17 protein-coding genes are annotated in these 19302 nt (G+C 45.0%); 8 read left to right on the top strand and 9 right to left on the bottom strand.

The features are described from left to right. Positions 1 to 856 precede the first annotated feature (856 nt). Positions 857 to 1549, top strand: coding sequence for a replication initiation protein (locus tag AWU77_RS04250; protein ID WP_062059643.1), 693 nt, complete (start codon positions 857 to 859; stop codon positions 1547 to 1549). Positions 1550 to 2032: 483 nt separating this feature from the next. On the opposite strand, the gene AWU77_RS04245 is transcribed toward AWU77_RS04250, so the two are convergent. The 6 genes from AWU77_RS04245 to ssb all read right to left on the bottom strand — a co-directional run bounded on the left by AWU77_RS04245 (position 2033) and on the right by ssb (position 6347). Further along, positions 2033 to 2536: a hypothetical protein gene (locus tag AWU77_RS04245; protein ID WP_062059641.1), complete on the bottom strand. Its 504-nt coding sequence runs from the start codon at positions 2534 to 2536 to the stop codon at positions 2033 to 2035. 292 nt (positions 2537 to 2828) lie between these two features. Next, positions 2829 to 3353, bottom strand: coding sequence for a ParB/RepB/Spo0J family partition protein (locus AWU77_RS04240; protein ID WP_062059639.1), 525 nt, complete (start codon positions 3351 to 3353; stop codon positions 2829 to 2831). A 39-nt stretch (positions 3354 to 3392) separates the two neighbouring features. Then, positions 3393 to 3722: a TrfB-related DNA-binding protein gene (locus tag AWU77_RS04235; RefSeq protein WP_062059637.1), complete on the bottom strand. Its 330-nt coding sequence runs from the start codon at positions 3720 to 3722 to the stop codon at positions 3393 to 3395. Between the two features lie 54 nt (positions 3723 to 3776). Further along, complete coding sequence (locus tag AWU77_RS04230; RefSeq protein WP_062059635.1) at positions 3777 to 4982, bottom strand: ParB/RepB/Spo0J family partition protein; 1206 nt, start codon at positions 4980 to 4982, stop codon at positions 3777 to 3779. After that, positions 4979 to 5758 (bottom strand): ParA family protein, encoded by a 780-nt coding sequence (locus tag AWU77_RS04225; RefSeq protein WP_062059633.1) that lies wholly within the window; start codon positions 5756 to 5758, stop codon positions 4979 to 4981. Before AWU77_RS04225 ends, AWU77_RS04230 begins: the two co-directional genes overlap by 4 nt. Before the next feature lie 133 nt (positions 5759 to 5891). Continuing rightward, complete coding sequence (gene ssb, locus AWU77_RS04220) at positions 5892 to 6347, bottom strand: single-stranded DNA-binding protein (protein WP_062059631.1); 456 nt, start codon at positions 6345 to 6347, stop codon at positions 5892 to 5894. Positions 6348 to 6603: 256 nt separating this feature from the next. On the opposite strand from ssb, the gene topA reads away from it, so the two are divergent. Both topA and AWU77_RS04210 read left to right on the top strand, forming a co-directional pair. Next, positions 6604 to 8637 carry a type I DNA topoisomerase gene (topA, locus tag AWU77_RS04215; RefSeq protein ID WP_062059629.1) on the top strand — a complete coding sequence of 678 codons (2034 nt, stop codon included), beginning with the start codon at positions 6604 to 6606 and terminating at the stop codon, positions 8635 to 8637. A gap of 85 nt (positions 8638 to 8722) precedes the next feature. Beyond that, the gene (locus tag AWU77_RS04210; protein ID WP_062059626.1) at positions 8723 to 11134 is read left to right on the top strand and encodes a TonB-dependent receptor; all 2412 of its coding nucleotides are present in this window, start codon (positions 8723 to 8725) and stop codon (positions 11132 to 11134) included. Between the two features lie 98 nt (positions 11135 to 11232). Here the strand turns inward: AWU77_RS04210 and AWU77_RS04205 are convergent, their stop codons facing one another. Genes AWU77_RS04205 through AWU77_RS04195 form a run of 3 tightly spaced genes read right to left on the bottom strand, consistent with a single transcriptional unit; the run spans position 11233 to position 14341 of the window. Beyond that, a complete protein-coding gene (locus tag AWU77_RS04205) occupies positions 11233 to 11676 on the bottom strand; it encodes a thioesterase family protein (RefSeq protein ID WP_062059624.1) in 444 nt (147 codons plus the stop codon). A 25-nt stretch (positions 11677 to 11701) separates the two neighbouring features. After that, positions 11702 to 13660, bottom strand: coding sequence for a sensor histidine kinase (locus AWU77_RS04200; protein WP_062059622.1), 1959 nt, complete (start codon positions 13658 to 13660; stop codon positions 11702 to 11704). Between the two features lie 30 nt (positions 13661 to 13690). After that, entirely contained in the window at positions 13691 to 14341 is a 651-nt protein-coding gene (locus AWU77_RS04195) for a response regulator transcription factor (RefSeq protein ID WP_062059620.1), read from the bottom strand. A 504-nt stretch (positions 14342 to 14845) separates the two neighbouring features. Here AWU77_RS04195 and AWU77_RS04190 point away from each other — a divergent pair. From AWU77_RS04190 to AWU77_RS04165, 5 genes are all read left to right on the top strand, one after another. Continuing rightward, complete coding sequence (locus AWU77_RS04190; RefSeq protein ID WP_062059618.1) at positions 14846 to 15163, top strand: hypothetical protein; 318 nt, start codon at positions 14846 to 14848, stop codon at positions 15161 to 15163. Positions 15164 to 15528: 365 nt separating this feature from the next. Continuing rightward, complete coding sequence (locus tag AWU77_RS04180; RefSeq protein WP_084618036.1) at positions 15529 to 16197, top strand: lytic transglycosylase domain-containing protein; 669 nt, start codon at positions 15529 to 15531, stop codon at positions 16195 to 16197. Between the two features lie 14 nt (positions 16198 to 16211). Continuing rightward, the gene (locus AWU77_RS04175) at positions 16212 to 16550 is read left to right on the top strand and encodes a hypothetical protein (protein ID WP_202966620.1); all 339 of its coding nucleotides are present in this window, start codon (positions 16212 to 16214) and stop codon (positions 16548 to 16550) included. After that, positions 16550 to 16924, top strand: coding sequence for a hypothetical protein (locus tag AWU77_RS04170; protein ID WP_062059611.1), 375 nt, complete (start codon positions 16550 to 16552; stop codon positions 16922 to 16924). The genes AWU77_RS04175 and AWU77_RS04170 overlap by 1 nt, the downstream gene beginning before the upstream one ends. Continuing rightward, positions 16878 to 19265, top strand: a complete 2388-nt coding sequence (locus tag AWU77_RS04165) for a VirB4 family type IV secretion system protein (RefSeq protein ID WP_062059609.1) — start codon at positions 16878 to 16880, stop codon at positions 19263 to 19265. Before AWU77_RS04170 ends, AWU77_RS04165 begins: the two co-directional genes overlap by 47 nt. The last annotated feature ends 37 nt before the right edge of the window (positions 19266 to 19302 follow it).

Raw genomic sequence — 19302 nt, 5'->3', positions numbered from 1 at the left:
GGCACCCAATCATTTACTGATTAACTATGCAGGCGTGGGGCGCAGCCCCACATAACAAAGGTCTGGGGCGGTAGCCCCTGTCGCAGCCCGAGCAATGAAGGAGCGTAGCGACTGAGTGCGGGGCGAGTATGTTGCGGCTCTGCCGCATTCCTTCTCCTTTTACTTCCCGACTCGATCAAGCTTTTATAAAAGATGATCTGCGAGTCACTTAAAAGAATCTCTCGGCTTGCCGAGGCATTTTCGTAGTTGAGGTTTTTACTTCCAGACCAGGAGAGGCTTTTATGACAGGTGATCTGCGAGTTACTTAAAAGAGTTTCTCGGCTTGCCGAGGCATTTTTGCCTTTGAGCGGCATGGATGCCGCGCAGGCCGCGAAGCGGGGCGGAGCAGGGATAGCGCAGGGTAGGAGGCGCGGCGGGCTAAAAATTTAGGTCGGTGGTCAAAAAATAACCTCGTAATTGTTCAGGGTATTATTCAAATATTATTTGTGTTTTTAAGTTTTCTTGTTTTTACCTTGTTTTTAGCCTCTGAAAATAATCCTTATAACTGTTTGATTTTAATAGATAATTTTAGTGCAATTTTATTGCATATGTGGAGGGTTTCTTACTGATTTGTGGAGACTTTATTACAACCTTATCCACACATGTGGAGGCTTTCTTACTTATATGTGGAGACTTTCTTACTTATATGTGGAGAGATTATTACATGTTAGGTGGAGACTTTCTTACACTTTCAACACGGTTTTAAGCCAGTTATCCACCATATTTGTGGATAAATCTGCAAGTTATACATGCATGGAGTTGACACAAAAGTTTTCCACATATATAAATATGGAAACTAATAACCAGACCTCCACATATGGCAACCGATCTACGAGAAAACAAAGTCACGCAATCAAATTCATTGATCGAGGCGAGCTATAAGCTGAGTCTTGAGGAAAAGAGGCTTGTTATTGTTGCGATCTCTAAAATTGATTCGCGCAAAACGCTTCCTCCTGTCATTGAAATTACCGCTGCCGAATATGCTGCTTTGTTTGGATTGAAGATACAGGCAGGCTATCAACAGCTCGATGATGCCTCCAACAAGCTCTATGAAAGGGATATTAAATTTAAGGAAGGTAAGGCGCTTACCCGTCAACGCTGGATACACAGAGCAAAATACTATCCAGGAGAAGGGCGCGTAGAGATCTCATTCTCCCCTACCTTATACCCCTACATTTCTGAAATAAAAGACAATTTCACTAGCTATCAACTAACGAACGTAAAACAGTTAAAGAGTATTTACTCTATTCGGTTGTATGAGTTGCTTTGGAAATATATCAGCGAGGGGCGCCGCTGGATCAGCATTGCAGACCTGCGTTCCATGTTTGAACTGGAGGAAAAATACGAAAAGTACGCCGACTTGCGCAAGTGTGTAATAGAGCCTGCCCTAGCCGAAATCAACGAAAAAACGAATCTGGATGTGCGATTTGAACCCGAAAAGCAAGGTCGGGTGGTTGTTAAGTTGTGGTTTCACTTCACCGAAAAAAAGCAATCAGCATTTATGTTTTGATCTAAATGCCGGGACTGACTCCATATGTGGAGAAATTCTTACATGGCTTTCAACTGCTCCTATATGTGGAGAAATCCTTACACGCCCTGTAAGGTGGCTTCGTTAGCGCAGGGATATGTGGAAGAATCCTTACACGGCTCGCGGGCACCGCTTGGCGCCTGAATTAATATGTGGAGGAATCCTTACACGCCGTTTAACCCTAGCCTCACAGACTCTGATATGTGGAGGGATTCTTACATGATCTGGCAGACCGGTATCACCGGCTCTGATATGTGGAGGAATTCTTACCAGCCCTTACGGCCGACATAGAGGGATTGCAATAGCATTGCAATAGAGGCGTTTATCAATTATGATTAATGCATAGGGCGTATAAACGGGATGGCTTCTGCCACGCGCCCCTCCAGCCAGAAATGGTTACAAGCCCAAGTGCGGTTGTAAAGAGAGCCTAGTTAAAAAAAGCCCTGCTTCTGCAGGGCTTTTTCTTTATGGGGCTGTTATTTTTTGATTGTTTTGTACTTTATGGGCAATCACAAAGAAGTTAATTTTTTTCTTTGCAGGTTGAGATCCTTCATGTTCATCATCCCGAACATAAGCGCTCTCGATAAACAATCGAAGTAAGCCTTTGCCCGATCTAGCAACATTAAAATAAACTTCGTATTCTTCCTTTTCGCCGTTACTATCAACGAATTCAATCAAAAAGAAGTTACCTTTCCCTGTATGAAAGCACTGGCGATTGGCCACCGATCTAGCAATTTCCGGTAGTCCAAACGAAAGCTGGTGTCGATCAAAACAAAAAATCCTGGTTTCACGCGAGTCACTGTAATAAAGGTCAGCCGGGAAATCAGATAGCGTTTCTTTTTTCTTTTTGTTTGGTGCTTTAGTGAAACAATGCAAACCAAACTCAATTACAAATTTATACTGTTTTTCAGGCTTGTTCCCGCTTGCCGCTTGTACAAAGGCATGCTCAAACTCACTGAGGTGGGTCAAGTCGAATGTCTGATTTTTATATGTGAATGCGTTCCAGCTTTTAATTTTATTTACCTGCTATGCGCTATGTTTCGAGAGCAATATAAACATCGAAAAATCAAATAACAACAATAACATAGGCACTTTTCTTGGCTGGCTCATAAATAGCGCACGGGGGCGATTTACGCCATTCTTTGACTGCGCAGAAAGGAATTTTTTACAAAAGGTGAGGGCATGCTTGATATGTGGAGGAATTCTTACTCGACTTTTAAACTGGTACAAATTCTCCTATATGTGGAGAAATTCTTACCCTTTAAAGTTCATCAGGTAATTTTATCCGCATTCTATTTAATATGCCGTCAAAAGAGTCCAGTCCAAAGTAAGTAATCGTGATTTGACCATGACCGGGTGTATGCGCTGGCTGGATCTTCACCGGGTGCCCGAGTTGATCCGATATGTACACTCCCAGTTGATCATAGTATCGGGCATCGGCTGATTTATCCCTAATGTCCGCCCCTTCAATAGTCGCCTTAACTGCCTGCTCCAGGTCGCGCACACTCCATTGCTTTTGTAGCGTGTCCCTGACTAACCGCTCCTGTTGTGGATGAGGCAAGCGGGCCAATGCTCTGGCATGGCCTTCAGATAACCGGTTTTTATTGATCAGGTGTTTGGCTGTATCAGATAGGCATCTATCTAATCGCCGTAGATGGGATAGCTCATAGCGATTAAGCCCAAGGGCTTTTTTAATCGAGTGGCCGGACTCCTGAGCGGCGGTTCGGGCTGCTAACGCCTCCAGCCGCTCAATGATGGATAACTTTCTAAAGTCTTCAGGGGTCATAAACCACCAATGTTGTCACGTCGCAACAATTAGATGCTGTCAACGCTGTACATCTGCGTCAGCCTCACCCGCTAATATTTTCTGTGACTCTTGCAGCTTCTTGTATGCATCCCAAACCAAACCCACGGCGGCACTCACCGCTTGCCGGGACTTCCAATTGAACTGTGCGGCGATGTCTGCAAGTTTTTGACCTTCTACCATGGCCAAACGTGCGGCCTCGATGCGATCATCTGAGATGCGCAAAAAGGGACGAACCGCTTCAAATTGGATTGCAGTCAAGTTGCGGCTTTTGGCGCGATTGGCGCGATCTGGGCCGCGCGGCTTGCGCGATCCATCAGTAACGCAAGCCGGGTCTTTTTCAAAGGTCATAAAATAGTTGCTCCGACCAAACCAGTAGAATATTGAACTTAATGCGATCTAGGCTTATTGAGGCTTAACCGTTCCAAGAATGTCCAAACAATTGAATGTTACGCCGTCCTCGCTGCCATTTAAAAAGGCGATCAACGCATAGGCTTTATAGCCTTCATCGCCAAATTTGTTATTACGAAAACCCTGAATAACGGCGTTACCCAAATTTTTACATTCCTTCCCAGCATGGTAGAACTCTTCTAGCCATCCCTCTACCGCTTCACGCTGTAGCTTTGGTAGCGCTTTATAGACCAACTTAGGATCTTTGCCGCGCCCGGATATAAAGTCGTAAATGGTGTTCAACGCATTCAGGGGTACAGGTTCAAGGTCGTTAAAATCGAAATCCTGTTGCTCTTCCTCTGATTCGTTTGATTGGCTATCGGGATCGATCTGGATAACAGGCCCAGCGTCCATAAAGCTATTATCTTTAGGTTTGGCTATATTCTCAGCATTAACCGGCTTGGCTTTTTCCGTTTTTGGTTTAGGAGGCTTTACTTTTTCCTTCGCTTTCTTGACCGTATCGCGCGCATTAGATCCTTTCTTACCGGCGCTTTCTTTAAGCTCGATTACGGCCTCTGCTGCTGCGACTGGATCGATTTTTTCAATTTGCTTAACGGCATTGATCACCTCTAAATCGGCCGTGATGTTTTCCTTTAAAAGACGCGTGGTTTCAATCGGCAAATCCAGGAGTGATAGACGCTTTGAAATCCAGCTGGCGCTTTTGTTGCGGATTGCCATCACGGCTTCAATGCCACCATACAGGTCTATATCGTTTTTTAGTATTTGGGCTTCATTGATTTGCGAAAGATTGAGGCGCTGAATGTTTTCAGCAAACTGGATGCGCTGAATTTGTTCATCGGTTAGCGACTCATAACAAAGAGATTCGATTGGATCGTGCCCAACCAGCATACACGCGCGCAAACGGCGCTCACCGAAAATCAATCGCCAAGATCCATCCGCGTTTGCAACCAAACCAATTGGCTGCAAAAGCCCATCAGCCAAAATGCTGGCTCCAAGGTCGGCGATAGTTTGTTCCTCGGTCTCCATTTCATCAGCATTTCGCTGTTGTGGTAGCACCTGTATATCAGCAGCCTTAATAAGGCTAAACGTTGGTTTATTAGCGTCTTTGGGCGCAAAAATGTCATCAAAGCCGCCCATGTTCATCATGTCGCCAAGTCCGCTAAACGCGCCCGGCTTTTTCCCCTGTGCCTTAGTTGTCATTTTAAAACTCCCAAATTGGTCAGAATGTACTGAGTTGCCGCTTTCCATTCTTGTGCCGCTTTCAGATGGCCAGCCCCACGGGTTCCTTTCCATACAGGTTTTCGGTTTGCAATTGCCTGCTTAACAGAAGCTCGCTCTCCAAGCATTAGCGGCAAAATGATGTTGCCAAACTGCTCGCGCAACTGCTCTAAAGCCGCCATTTCTTCACGGCTTGCGGTATGTACTTTGGATGGGATTAATCCCATTAGCCGTAACTTCGGGTTATAGCCATTAGCGCGAACACCGCGCAAATAGTCCCATAAATCCGACAGGGCTTTGCTCTCATAAAGCCCTACACCAAAGGGGCACACGACAGCATCAGCCGCAACCAAAGCGGCGATTGTCATTGGTGGATTTACCCCAAGCACACCGGGCGTATCAATGATGCAAATATCAAAATCTTTGGCCAGCTCGCGAAGATAACGCGCTGGGCGTTTTATCCCCTCTTGATTAACACCGGACAGCATCGATAGCGTGTCGTCCGCGCGTAAAATCGCTAATCCAGGAGCGAGAATTTCAGGGCGAATAGTTGCCTGCTCTGCGAATAACTGGCTTGCGGTTGTTGCGGTTCCATCGTCGGCGCCGGTTTCAGGGAATGATGTAGACAAACTGCCTTGGCGGTCAAAATCCACCAAGAGTACTCGCTTACCTGCCTCAACTGCCGCATAGGCGGTGCCCACGCAAACAGTGCTTTTTCCTACTCCACCCTTCTGATTTGCCACTGCTAATATCTTCATTGTTGTTTCCTTTAGTGCGATGACATACGCGGCCAAGATTGGGATTGATTCTACTTAAAGCGCGTCTATTGTCAACTGAATATAAGTGATGATTTCCAGTTTAGCCCGGCTATACCGGGCTTAAATCTCGTTTTCAGAAAGGGATATCGTCATCAAATGAATCGAATCCTGCGGGCACAGAAGCAGGAATAGGTGGCTGCTGATTATCTATTGGGGCGCTGGACGCTATATTTGCGGCGCCATCCTGGCCGGGGCGGCCATCAAGCATTTGCATTTCACTGACTACAATTTCAGTGGTGTAGCGGTCTGTTCCGTCTTGTGCCTGCCATTTACGCGTGCGCAACGCCCCTTCAACATAAATTTTGCTTCCCTTCTTCAGGTATTCGCCTGCTATTTCACCGAGGCGATTAAAGAACACTAGTCGATGCCATTCGGTTCGCTCCTGTGGCAGACCACTCACCTTGTCTTTCCAAGTATCAGTCGTTGCCAAACTGAGATTGGTAACAGCACCACCAGATGGCATGTACTTCACTTCGGGGTCTTGCCCCACATTGCCGATCAAAAGCACTTTGTTAATTCCGCGCGCCATAAAAATCACCTCGTCATGTTGAATTGCTTGCTTGAAGCGCTAGGGCATTCCCCGCCTACCTCTGCTATGAGCAAGGAAAAAGTACTTTTCCTTGGAAATCATTATTGTTTCCTGCTCGTCTGTTGTCAACTGTTTACAGGTCACTTTACGCAAAATATTCGTGTTTTTGCGCTGCCGGTGGTAACATTCGGTGTGTTTTTGCGTTAAACCATTCGTTATTTTTTCGCGGACGCGAAAATTAATAAGAGGCTAAAAAATGAAATTGATGATTGTTGAGTCGCCGGGCAAAACGAAGAAATTGCAAGAACTTCTATCGGAAATTCGGCCGAGTGAAACTTGGCGCGTTGTAGCGAGCGTTGGCCATGTTCGTGACTTGCCATCGACAGGACAAGGCGACGGAGAAATTACCACTGGCGTTCGTGCTGATTTCACGCCCATTTACGAACTGACCGAAAGAGGCCGCGAGGTTGTCACAAGACTACAGCGTGACGTAGCGCGTGCTGATGAGGTTTACCTTGCGACCGATCCAGACAGAGAAGGCGAAAGTATCAGCTGGCATTTAAAAGACGCGCTCGGCTTAAAAAATCCCATTCGCATTGCATTTGGCGAGATTACGGAAGCTAAAGTGCGAGAGGCATTGGCGGCGCCGCGCCGAATAGATATGAGGCGGGTTAGTGCGCAGGAGGCTCGCCGGGTAGTGGATCGATTGGTTGGTTATTTAGTTAGCCCTGAGCTAAAGCGCCAAACCGGCGTAAAGCTATCCGCTGGCCGGGTTCAATCTGTTGCAGTGTATGTGGTGGCTGTGCGGGAGCGGGAAATAAAGAATTTTAAAGTCACTAATCATTTTGGAGTCCGCCTAACTTTCGCGGGCGCGAAAATTGGGGAACAGTGGTGCGCTGAGTGGTTAACCGGCGAGGGCTTTACTACTTCAGACAATCCTTACTTCATGGATCGCGGATTTGCTGAAAAAGTGGCTCAGGTCAGGCAAGTGATGGTGCTTTCGTATGATGAGTCGCCCGCGTCCCGGAACCCTCCTGCACCGTTTAAAACGACAACGCTACAAAAGGCAGCTAGCAACGCGCTTGGCTTTGACCCAGATGAGACAATGAAGATTGCACAAAATTTATATGAAAAAGGACATATCAGTTATCACCGCACCGACAACCCAAATGTATCCGAAGAGGCAATGCCAGATATTAGGGCGGTGGCGAAGAAACTTGGGCTGGAAGTAGTTGAGAAACGCAGAAACTTCAGCGCTGGTGACGATGCGCAAGAAGGCCACCCCGGCATTACTCCTACTCATTGGGACGTAGAGAGTGCAGGAGATAATGACGCTGAAAAGGCGCTATATAAATTAATTCGCATACGTGCCATTGCCTCGCAGCTTTTAGCAGCCCGCTACAAAGTGAGCACTGTTGTACTGGAAACGCTGGAACCTGTTGACGGGAAGCTGCTGCGGTTTGGCGCCAAAGGACGGACGCTAATTGATCCAGGCTGGCTCCAGTTGTTATCAACTGACACAGCGGATGATGCAGATGAGGACGAAACTGAAACCGTCAACTCCATACCTACCCTTGCCGACGGCGAAAGGGTTTTTGCCTCCACCGGCGAACTGCAAGAGAAAAAAACAAAAGCACCGTCGCGCTTTACAAAAGCTAGTTTGATAGGTGCGCTTGAGGCGGCAGGTATAGGAAGACCTTCAACGTATGCTGCGATTTGGGCCAACATTTGTGCCCGTGAATATGTGGGCATGGCCGACAAGCGCTTTATTAAAATGCTCCCTACTGGCGATCTGTTGGTTAGTCGTCTGGAAGATGAATGGGGTTTTATGGACATGGGTTTTACTCGCGGGATGGAGAGTGAGTTAGACGGTGTAGCGACAGGTTCTAAGACCTTCAAGGAAGTCATTGAAAAAATGTATGTATCTCTTGCTGCAGATTTACAGAGGCAGCAATCCGCAGTACCCACTAAAGCCCCAGAAGTATTCCCCTGTCCCGATTGCAATAAACCCCTGCGATATGTCGCAAAAGGTGCCCACGGCCCGTTTTGGGGCTGTACAGGCTACCCAGATTGCTCAACCTCTTTGCCGGATGTGCGAGGCAAACCGGGTGCTCGCAAAAAAGTAGAGCTAACCAATTTCCTCTGTGAGAAATGCAGCAAACCCTTGGTGCATAGACAGAAAAAAGGGAAGGGCGGTTATGACTTTTGGGGCTGCTCTGGATTTAGCGACGGCTGCAAAGAAAGTTATAAAAACGTGAAGGGTGCGCCAGATTATTCAAGCGCTAAGTAATGTAAACTGCGCCACCTTTTTTTGTCCGACGGATAAAAAAAGCAATGGAGCAAGTTATTAATTTATTTATACCAGGACGACAAAAATGAACAAAGTTTCAAATATAAAAATTGGTCAAACCGCACTTTATGCTTTTATGCTCTCAATTATTTCTCCTGCATTTGCGCAAGAAAAATTAGAGGAAATATTAGTTACTGCAACTAAGCGAACAGAAAATATTAACAAGGTAACAACCTCGATTACATCGCTTGATGGTAAGACACTTACCGGCATGGGCGCAGATCGAATCGAGGATCTTGTCGGCTTAACCAACAATATCCATTTTACTGAATCAGGTTTGTCTACCCAAGTTCGCATACGCGGAATTGGATCTGGCAACAGCCAAGGCTTTGAGCAGTCAGTTTCGCAATTCTCTGATGGCGTGTATTACGGCCGCGCGCAACTATTCAGGGCGCCACTGTACGACCTCCAAAACGTCGAGATCCTTAGAGGCTCGCAAAATGCGTTGTTTGGGAAAGATTCGATTGCCGGTGCGGTTATCGTCAATACAGCTAATGCAACTAACGAAACCTATTCGAGAATATCGGCCGCTTACAACGATGAATTAAATCAGAAGCAAACTGATTTTGTCGTTAACGGTGCGCTGACTGATTCACTGAATGCACGCCTATCCTTGTACGGATTAACAGACGATGGGTATTTTGAAAATACAACGAAAAGTCAATCTGGCAGCCGTGAAGAAAAATCTGCTCGATTAAAACTAAATTGGCAAGCAAGCGAAAAATTTACTCTCGACGCAAAAATCGAAAGTACGTCATTTGAAGTTGAAGGGCGCCCGTATGAAATTACGATGGACATTGCCAGCCCGCGAACGCTCGATGTAATTGCGGGAAAACCCGGCAACGCTGTTCTGAATGCGATTCCATCGACCTACAACAACATATTAACGGTGCTGCTAAAGCAACCTAGCTTTGATGCTAATGCTGATTGGCAACGTCAAACTAACGCGCCGGAATTTAGCGATAACCATATCAATAATTATTCGCTGCATGGGGTATATGATTTTGGTGGCGTTGAATGGCATAACACGATTGCGGCAGTGAATTATGGGTATGATGAATCAGTTGATGCTGATTACACGCCTGCAAATATTTTGACGCTTGAACTCGACGAACAGTATCACCAATATTCTATCGATAGTTTTATTAAAAATGCGGATGGCGCCGGTAGTAAATGGATGGCTGGTATTTACGCTCAACAAGCTGAATTACACTTCAATGACCGCTTTTTCGTGCCGTCTGATAGTGTGTTAAAAGCAATAGGCAATCCGTTGCCAGGTTCTGGCGCGAAGCGAGCTTTTGAGCAAGACGAAAGCGTCTTTTCAGTTTACGGTGAGTATGGATTTAACCTCACCAAAGCCACCACACTCGTTTTAAATGGCCGCTACACTTTTGACAGTAAAGATGCGACTAGATCGTTAAACATAATTAACGAAAACGACCAAATAATTTCCAATCCTGCTCTCGCGTGTGCATACCTGTATGGGGTCAAAGCTGACACCATACAGTCAAAAGGTCTTCCGAATGATTGCGGTGCAAAGCCGATTAATTTAGCGAAAGGTTTTTCTGTAGGGCATGACTTGGATCAATCCAGGAATGAAAATAGCTTTTCACCATCTGCAACACTTAACCACCAAATGGATGAATTAAACTCTGTTTACTTCTCGGTAAAATCCGGTCACAAATCTGGTGGGTTTGATCCGCGCTCCAACGCTGCAAATAGTTTTGAATTTGATGAAGAGAACGCCTTAACTTACGAGCTGGGGTTGCGGTCAGAATCCGCTAGTGGGCAGTTTGAAAATGGAATCACGGTTTTTCATACAACCTACGACGAATTACAAGTTAGCCAATTTGACGGGGCGTTAGGCTTTAATGTTGGCAATGCGAAAAAGACCGAATCCACAGGATTTGAGTTTGACGGCCGCGCGCTCATTACACCTCAATGGATAGTGTTTTATAGCGCTGGTTACGTCGATATTGAGTATAAGGATTTTAAAAACGGCAATTGCTACCAAGGTCAAACCCCGGATGGTACCGACATTAACGGCGATGGCGTTTCTGATCTTTGCGATTACTCCGGGCTACGTCCAGGATTCGCCCCTGAAGAAATGTACAATGTTGGGTCTGAGTATTCGCACGCGTTATTTGGTGGTCAGATGCAATATGCGATCAATGCCGAATATGTGGGCACTCATAACGTACACGAAAGTCTTGATCCGAATGGATATCAGGATAGTTACTACATGATCAACGCGAATATCATCTATCGATTAGACGCGTTAGTGCTAAGGATTACCGGTAACAATTTAACGAATGAGTATGTAAAAACGTACCAATCAAATGCCCCATTGTCTGGATCGCAATTTGGCACAAACACGTTTTACACGTTCGCCAAAAGCCCGCGTTCGATAACGTTTGGTGCTGAATATCAGTTTTAATATTTAATTTACTGGAAAAGCCGAAAGGCAAGGGCGCGTGAGTGCAGGGCGGTGGGGAACAACAGTTAATTTACTGTTTTGTCCACCGCCTTTTTTTGTTATGCGGTTTCTACTTCTGACAACATGGGCAATATCAATGCCTCCAGGTCTGGAGTCAATTTAGGTTTACCAGAAGGGTCAATAGGTAAACCTATTACTTTTGCACTCGCGATGAGTGTTAGATCCGGGAGCTTAAATATCTCCTGTGAAAATTCGAACCTGATTTTGCTAATTCGCCTAACAACGGTTGTTATTTTGAATTTATCACCACTCACCAAAGACCGCTTAAAGTCGATTTCAGCCCGAGCAACAATTAATCCAATGCGTTGCCTTGCGAGTTCAGCAAAATCGATTCCTCCTGCTTTCAGCATTGAATGTCGAGCGTGTTCAAAATAGTTGTAATACACAGAATTGTTTACTCCATCTGCCATATCACATTCATAATCCCTAACTTCCATTTCCTGTTCGTGCTTTTTTAATATTGCGCTTGTATGGTCAGTCATGATTTTATCCAGTCGTTATCTATAGTTAATTCTTTGGGAATTTAGCAATTATCTTGGTACCCGCCGATGGTGCGCTTAGTACTTCGATACTGCCTCCAATATCTGCCATGCGCTCTCGCATCGATATTAAACCTACACCTCTAGCAGTTGTTACATCAAAACCTTTTCCGTTATCGGCGACTGCGAAAACAATTTGCTCGTTGGTTTCCGTCAATAAAACAGTGAAGGCCTTAGTGTCTGCGTATTTCAAAATATTTGTGATTGCTTCCTGCAAAATTCGATAGATCGTTATTTTTTCTTTGTTACCCAAACTGGATACGTTCGCATCACACTTGAAATCGATTTTAAAATCATTTCGCCGATAATTAGCGAGCAACTCTTCTATAGCCGACTCCAACCCTAATGTATCGATAATTTCAGGCCGCAATCTTCGTAGCAAATCACGGTTTTTATGGTACATATCAATTAGAACGCTGGCAATTTGATCCGCGTTTGCGATGCTTTTCTTCAGTTCATCCGTTGGCTGCTCAATCTTATTGAGGCTCCGAGATATAGCCTCCGCAAAATGACCGGCAGCTCGTAGGCTTTGGCCAAAGTCGTCATGCAACTCCCGAGCGATAGATTTGCGCTCATCCTCCAATAAGTTGGTAATTGCATTGCTCAAATGTTTGGTTTCTTCATGCGCTTTTTTACTCTCCTGATGCGCGGCCGAAAGTTCTTTTGTTCTTTCCTGAACCTGCAATTCAAGGGTGTTAGTCAGTATTTCAAGCTCTCTGTACGCGCGAGAGAATCGCATTGAATGCAGCAAGAATTGAGCATATACGAAGATCAATACACCAAAGGGAAAAATCGCTCTACCTAAACCTGGTATCGTTCCATTGTAAAAAAGCACATCATGAATACCTGCAAATATCGCGATAATAAAACCGATGGTAAATATCACTGCACCTTCGCGCTGCCTGCGGATTGCTACAAAGCCCATGTAAAGCATGTGAAACAAAATCACGATGAAATAGATTTCAAATACCGGTAAGGCTCGGCTCATTGTGTAGAGGCTCGTTCCGAACGATACAATCATCATTGCGACCCATGTTACCCATGAGAGGCGTGTGATGTACTTGTTGGCATCTAAGGGGAATGACGACGAGATAAACAGGTGCAAGAAGGGCAGAGCGGTGTAGGCCAGCACGGTTTCGCACCATAACATCGTGTCCTCTGTTAAGTTCGGAAACATCAAATAGGCTAGTTTGTATGTGAAAAATACACGCGTACCTACCGCAACGGAAAACACCGAAAAAAGTAGCGATGTGACGCTTGTTTTTCGCTTGATCCAAAGGGCCAAGTGATAAAAACCCATAAATAGCAAGGCACCTGCGATGAACGCTGGCCACAATATGTCGCGCATTTTAGATGCGTTCGCCGTATCGACATAAGAAAGCTGGGGCGGCTGATCAAGTCCGCCGCGATAATATTTCATGCTGGATACATGGATTAGGATTGTGATTTCAGACTTTTCTATAGGAACCTGAATATTCACGATGCCGCTTTTATTGATGGGTGGTGTTAAAGGTCGGGGGTAATTGGCGAGGTTTCCGGTGTGGCCTACTAGTACTTCGTCAATGTATAACGCGTAAGCTGTTTTAACGCGGCGCATCTTTAGAGCTAGGTTGGGTTCAGTGCGCTTGGGGAGCTTTAGTATTAATGCGTAAGTTCCAAAACCATGTGCAGGATGGCCGCTTTCCTTGTTCGGTATTGTTGTCCAAGGCAAAGTGGCTCCTATCGGCTCACCTCCAGCAAACGAATCTCCTAAAAACAGGTATTGTTGCCAGTAAAAGCGCCAAGAGTTTGGAATTTCTAATAACTCTTCTTGCCCTAGAGTCTGTGCTGATAAATCAACCACAGGTAAATCAGCTTTAGCAAATTGCGTTATGGTTGTTATGTATAGCAGCAATAATAAACAAACATTTTTTATGAATGCACACACCTTATGGAAACTCCCGCCCGTTATTAATAATCAATCATCCATGCTTATTAAGCCGTGTTTTAGCGCTAATTTGATTAGGGATGAATCACTGTCAACATTTAGTTTTTCTTTGATGCTTGCTTTGAGTTTTGCAATTGTGCGCACTGTTACATCCAGCTCGGCGGCGGCGTCCTTTTCGCGTGAGCCATTAGTTAGTAATCGCATCACTTCTATTTCCTTCTCGTTCAAAATTTCCTCTAATGGTCGCTCGTCTGGTGCCTTATCGTATGTCAACCGCGCCAGGATAAGAGCGTTTTCGGGAGTGAAATAAAGCTCGCCTTTAGCAACCGTTTGTATTGCGTTAATAAGGTCTTCTCGCGCAATCGATTTCGATAAGAATGCTTTCGCTCCTGCGGCATAAGACTGCTTGATCATCATGTCCTGGTCGTACTGCGACAGCAAAATAACCTTTGCTTTTGGGTCAATCGTCAGGAGTTTTTCTAAAACATCTAACCCGCTGGTTTGCTCCTGTCCAAATTTTATATCGCACAGAAAAACATCAGGCTTCAATCGTTTATATGCCTCGATAATCGAATGCACGTCGGATATATGCTCTAACACGTTTATGTCTGCGTCTGAAACAGAGAGCGTTAGACCTTGCATATAAAATGGATGGTCGTCTGCAATAAGTAAGTTAACCAAAATATACCTCTAGACCTCTTAAAAGAGTGTCGAAAAAAATAAGCACGTCCTGTACGGATGCCATCGCTCATCCCCGGCGATAGATTAGCTTAAATATTCACTCTAACTGGCTGAATTGTCTCATATTACAGTGCTTTATATACATTCGGCTCAACTCAAAGATGAACCAAAAACACCATTTTAATGAATACCATATTGACCACTACTGAATAACCTCTCCTATGCTTTAAAAATATCAGTGCCTGAAAAGGAACTAATCAATTCACCTACACGCACATCAAAAACGCCCACTTTCGCGCCATATATTACTGTTTTTGTCATTTTGGCGCATAAAATAACCTAAAAACGCACCAAAAAGTATAGGTTTGGTTCCCATTTACATACTTTTCAGCTTGTGCAGCGCCCTTCAAAACATTAATATCCGCTCCAATAAGTTCATCTTTATGAATTATAAAATTCATCATTGTGAACCCCTGAAAACAAAAACGGATATTGGTGTTTGCAATGGTGAACTTCATTAGTTACCCCGAAAACCTCCTTCCAGTGAGCATAATTAAAAAAACTTCGCTGAAAGCGCCGCTCGATGCAGCGGAGTTCCACGTTCTCGATGATGAAAGCCTGTGCATTGTTTTACGGAATAGCTACCAGCGCATTCTGATAGCGCGGAAGCAAGGGGATGTTTTTCGCACTTGGCGAAGCTTTGATAGAGCCGTTCTGTTTGTTCAGGCCAATTTTTTTGCGGTGTGTACTATCGAGATTGTCTTGGCCAAGCAGACTAGCGGAAACGCCCACGCTCTGAACATTGGGGGCGCCTTAAAGTGATGGTGTTAAGTGGATCTACTTTTTGGTTGTATGCGGCTGTGCGCTTATCAAGCCGCGGGCCATCGCCTTTAGTTGATATAGCTCGAATATCGCAAAAGGCATTGTGTCGCTGTATTCCCAGTTTTGATAAGTCCGTGTTGTCACGTACAAAAATGCGGCCGCTTCTTTCTGCGTGTGCCCTACCGCTAGCCGCAAGTTTACGACGTCTGCGGCCAGCGCCTTCCGCTTGGTTACATCTTCTGTGGTTTGTGACATATCAAATTTCTTATGGCGCGTTAATTAGCTCGCGATTATATCGCAAATCGAATGATGAGTTGACCACTTCGGCCGAGTGCTTTCAATCACACCCGGAGGTTCAACGTTAAATGCTCCTACCAGCCGTAGTTTTCACACTAGCACAACAGTGCTCCCCGGATGTTGACCCAAATACGATGGCTGCGTTAGTCGCGTCAGAGTCAAGCGGCAACCCATATGCCATTGGCGTGGTTGATATGCGCTTGGACAAGCAGCCTGCCAATCTGGAAGAAGCGATTGATACCGCAAAAATGCTGATTGCGAAAGGCGCAAATATCAGCGTTGGGCTGGGCCAAATCAATCATAAGAATTTCGATGCTTATGGCCTGACTATTGAGTCTGCTTTTGATGCGTGTACCAACTTGGGCGTTAGCAGCAAGATTCTTAGTAGCTGCTATACGCGAGCCAGCACCCAACAGGGAGAAGGTCAAGACGCATTAAAGGCGGCGTTCTCTTGTTACTACTCCAATAACTTCACTCGCGGTTTTGTCACTGAAGGCAATAACCAGCCCAGCTATGTAAAAAAAATTGCAGTCAATAACGCAAAACTGAAAAACGTTCCCGAAATTCAATTCACACCCAATGACATAAAGGAGGTACCGCAGAAACAGAAAGAAACCGATCAAGCAGGTAAAGATGTTAAAGCTCTCGAAGATGTGAGTAATACGTCCGGCATTGATAGTAAAGATGCTGAGACTAAACGTGTGTCGTGGGATGTTCTCAACGATTTTGATAATTAATTTTGGAGTAACGCATGAAAAAATTAGGTAATCCAGCTGGTATTTATGAGCACCGTTTTTTTAAAACGGGCGCTCAATTTATGTTTGTTTTTTTAATGTTGCTGGTTAGCAATTTTGTAATGGCACAAAGTACGGGGGGGCTTGCTAAAGCCACTGCGGCGGCAAATGAATGGAAAACATGGCTTTACGGGTTTCTGGGTGTGTGTGTCTTTTTATTCGTTATGTACAGCGTGATATTGGCTTTATTGAATAAGCAGTCATGGATGGATGTACTAGGGGATTTGGCTAAGGTGGCTGCGGCCGGTGGCGTCTTAGTTGCGGCAGGCTGGGCTTGGAGCATTTGGGGGACGTAATGGCAGAGCGCAAAGAGGAAGAAGTCACATTCGCTTCATTTAAAGGGCTTGGTTACGTCTCGATGGTTAAGGGCGTACCGCTATTTCCATTATTAATTTTGTGTTTTTTGGGAATAGCAGGAACTTTTCTTTTGGTATTCCTGGTCGGCGTGGCTGGGCTTTTGTGGCTCTTCCTTTGCGCTGGAGCTTTGTTAGGCCTGAAGACAGTGTGTGAATCCGATAACAAAGCAATGGAGCGCGCGCGTTGGAATATTAAGGCGCTGCTGCTCCGCTTCAAAAAATCGTCAACAGTCTTAACTGTTTCACCAAATAAAATAGGATCTAAGCATGAGCGTTTTCGCAAAAAGCTTACAAAAATTCATCGATCCAGCTGAACTCATTCCTAGCTATGGGGTTCATGTCGATGATCGCATTATCTCGATGGATGGTGAGCGACTGCTTGCCATTATCGAGTTGCAGGGCGTTCCCTTTGAAACGACGCCAGACAAGCAGCTGGAGCAGGCATTCAATTCATTAACGAAAACGCTTGCTGAAGTTGCCAAGGTCAATGCACCGAAGGTCGCCAGCTGGTTACACATTGGAAAGCGCCGTGTTTCTCTTGATCTTAATTACGATTTCGAAAACGCATTTGTTGGCGATTTTGCAAAAAAATATTTGGCTGGTTTCAAAAACGATAAGTTTTTCAGAACTACTTACAGCGCAACCGTAATCTATAAATATGATGATGATTTAGACAGCGGTATTGAATCGCTAAATATGCTATTGGATTTTTTGCTTCGTTCACTGAGGCGCTATGACCCAATTGCGCTATCAGTTGAAATCAGTCCGCAGGGGTTAGCTCATTCACAAATTGGGCGCTTCCTCGGGCGGTTAGTAAATTACTCTGATGATTTGGTGCCAGTTTGCAGTAATGACATTCAGGAATCTATTCTCACCTCTGAATTGAATTTCGGTTTTGATTTATGCGAAATCCGGCCAGCGGCGGGTGGCAAAAAGTTTGCCACCTATTTTGATCTGCGTGAAATGCCCGACGCCACCAAACGTGGTATGTGGAATCAACTTTTGTCTGAGCCTTACGAGTTTGTATTAACTCAGTCATATTTTAGCTTCACTGCCACGCATACATTAGCGGTTATAAATAAACAAGTTAATGCAATACAGTCCGGTACCGATTTTCCTGCGCATTATGTGCAAGAAATGAATGATGCCAAGGGCTACGTTTCATCGGGTGAAATTAACTTCGGTGAGCTTCATGGTGCGCTGGTGGTTTACGGTGATTCTCCGAAGGAGGCTGGTGATAACGGAAATACGCTATCTACTAACATCCTAGCGAACAGTGGCGCGCGCTTCATTAGAGCCACCGGATCAGGTATTTTTACATACTTCTCAATGCTGCCAGGATCGGAATTTAAACCGTTCTCCGAACCAAAAACCACGCGCAATGTTGCATCAACTTTCTCCATCAATAATTTCCCAGTAGGGAAGCAATATGGAAATCCCATCGGGGATGGTAGTGCGATTCTGCCGCTACGAACGCGGTCAGACTCAATCTATTTCTTTAATACGCACTACAGCAACCCCGCTCAGGATGTTACAGGTCAAAAATATCCCGGTCACATGATGATGCTGGGCGCAACCGGTGCGGGTAAGACCACACTGGAGGGCGTTATAGTTGGTTTCTTGACACGGTTTAACGTAGATATATTTGCAATTGATTTTAATCGATCAATGCAACTGTTTCTTGAAACCTATGGGGCAACCTATTTCAGTTTTGAAGATGGTATTGAAACAGGCCTTAATCCATTTCAATTGCCCGATTCACCGGCTACACGTTCGTTTCTTTATGATTTGGTTGGTGCTTGTGGCAGGCCAGTTGATTCTGCGCTCGATGCTAGTGACGAAATCAAAATTAAAGAGACCGTAGACTCGATTATGGTCATGGATTTTCATGATCGTCGCTTTAGTTATGTAAGTGCCTTTATTCCTCCAAATCCAGCCGACCCAAAAGGGTTAGGTATGCGTCTTTCCAAATGGCAAGCGTCCTGCAATGGCTCTCTTGCTTGGGCGTTAGATTGTCCTCGCAATCTATTTGACCCAACCACAATGCGAAAAATTGGCTTCAATACTACAAGCCTATTAAGAAAAGGAAATCCCGCTACTGAACCAGTGTTATCTGTTTTATTTCACATGAAAGACATAATGCAAAAGGACGGAAACTTGATGCTGTCGCTGATTGAGGAATTTTGGGTTCCAGCCAATTTCCCAACGACTCAAGAGCAAATCAAGTCCGCATTAAAAGCGGGTCGTATCAAAGGCGAGTTCATGTTTCTTGTTTCGCAATCGCCTGAAGATGCAATTGAATGTGAAATATTTGCGCCAATTGTGCAGCAAACTCCTACAAAGGTTTACTTGCCCAACCCAAGCGCAACATTTGAGCAGTATCAAAAGTGCGGACTCAATGAAAAAGAGTTTAATGATCTAATCGCGCTGGAAAAAGAATCTCGCACCTTCCTCATTAAACAGGAACACCAGTCCTGTTTTGCAAAACTCGACCTTTCAGATTTTGGCGAATTCTTGCCGATTATTTCAGGGACATGGGAATCGATTCAATTATCGCATTCGATAAAACAAGAGTTGGGCAGCGATGACCCGGCCGTGTGGGTGCCAGAATTTCGTAAGCGTTATCGCGCGCTTAAGAGTGCTGGCAAGTTGTAAGTTCTTGAATGTAAATCACACACATTTATCAATTATC

Origin of the sequence: Cellvibrio sp. OA-2007, from assembly GCF_000953825.1 — a bacterium.
Taxonomy (GTDB): Bacteria; Pseudomonadota; Gammaproteobacteria; order Pseudomonadales; family Cellvibrionaceae; genus Cellvibrio.
The sequence above is the reverse complement of the archived record's forward strand: the minus strand, read 5'-3'. Positions and strand labels throughout refer to the sequence as shown.

Coding starts and splice junctions, on each gene's coding strand:
- AWU77_RS04175 (WP_202966620.1), top strand. CDS start 16,212: ATGAAAAAATTAGGTAATCCAGCTGGTATTTATGAGCACCGTTTTTTT.
- AWU77_RS04235 (WP_062059637.1), bottom strand. CDS start 3,722: ATGACCTTTGAAAAAGACCCGGCTTGCGTTACTGATGGATCGCGCAAG.
- AWU77_RS04225 (WP_062059633.1), bottom strand. CDS start 5,758: ATGAAGATATTAGCAGTGGCAAATCAGAAGGGTGGAGTAGGAAAAAGC.
- AWU77_RS04230 (WP_062059635.1), bottom strand. CDS start 4,982: ATGACAACTAAGGCACAGGGGAAAAAGCCGGGCGCGTTTAGCGGACTT.
- AWU77_RS04250 (WP_062059643.1), top strand. CDS start 857: ATGGCAACCGATCTACGAGAAAACAAAGTCACGCAATCAAATTCATTG.
- AWU77_RS04205 (WP_062059624.1), bottom strand. CDS start 11,676: ATGACTGACCATACAAGCGCAATATTAAAAAAGCACGAACAGGAAATG.
- AWU77_RS04210 (WP_062059626.1), top strand. CDS start 8,723: ATGAACAAAGTTTCAAATATAAAAATTGGTCAAACCGCACTTTATGCT.
- AWU77_RS04240 (WP_062059639.1), bottom strand. CDS start 3,353: ATGACCCCTGAAGACTTTAGAAAGTTATCCATCATTGAGCGGCTGGAG.
- AWU77_RS04165 (WP_062059609.1), top strand. CDS start 16,878: ATGAGCGTTTTCGCAAAAAGCTTACAAAAATTCATCGATCCAGCTGAA.
- AWU77_RS04190 (WP_062059618.1), top strand. CDS start 14,846: ATGGTGAACTTCATTAGTTACCCCGAAAACCTCCTTCCAGTGAGCATA.
- topA (WP_062059629.1), top strand. CDS start 6,604: ATGAAATTGATGATTGTTGAGTCGCCGGGCAAAACGAAGAAATTGCAA.
- AWU77_RS04170 (WP_062059611.1), top strand. CDS start 16,550: ATGGCAGAGCGCAAAGAGGAAGAAGTCACATTCGCTTCATTTAAAGGG.
- ssb (WP_062059631.1), bottom strand. CDS start 6,347: ATGGCGCGCGGAATTAACAAAGTGCTTTTGATCGGCAATGTGGGGCAA.
- AWU77_RS04180 (WP_084618036.1), top strand. CDS start 15,529: ATGCTCCTACCAGCCGTAGTTTTCACACTAGCACAACAGTGCTCCCCG.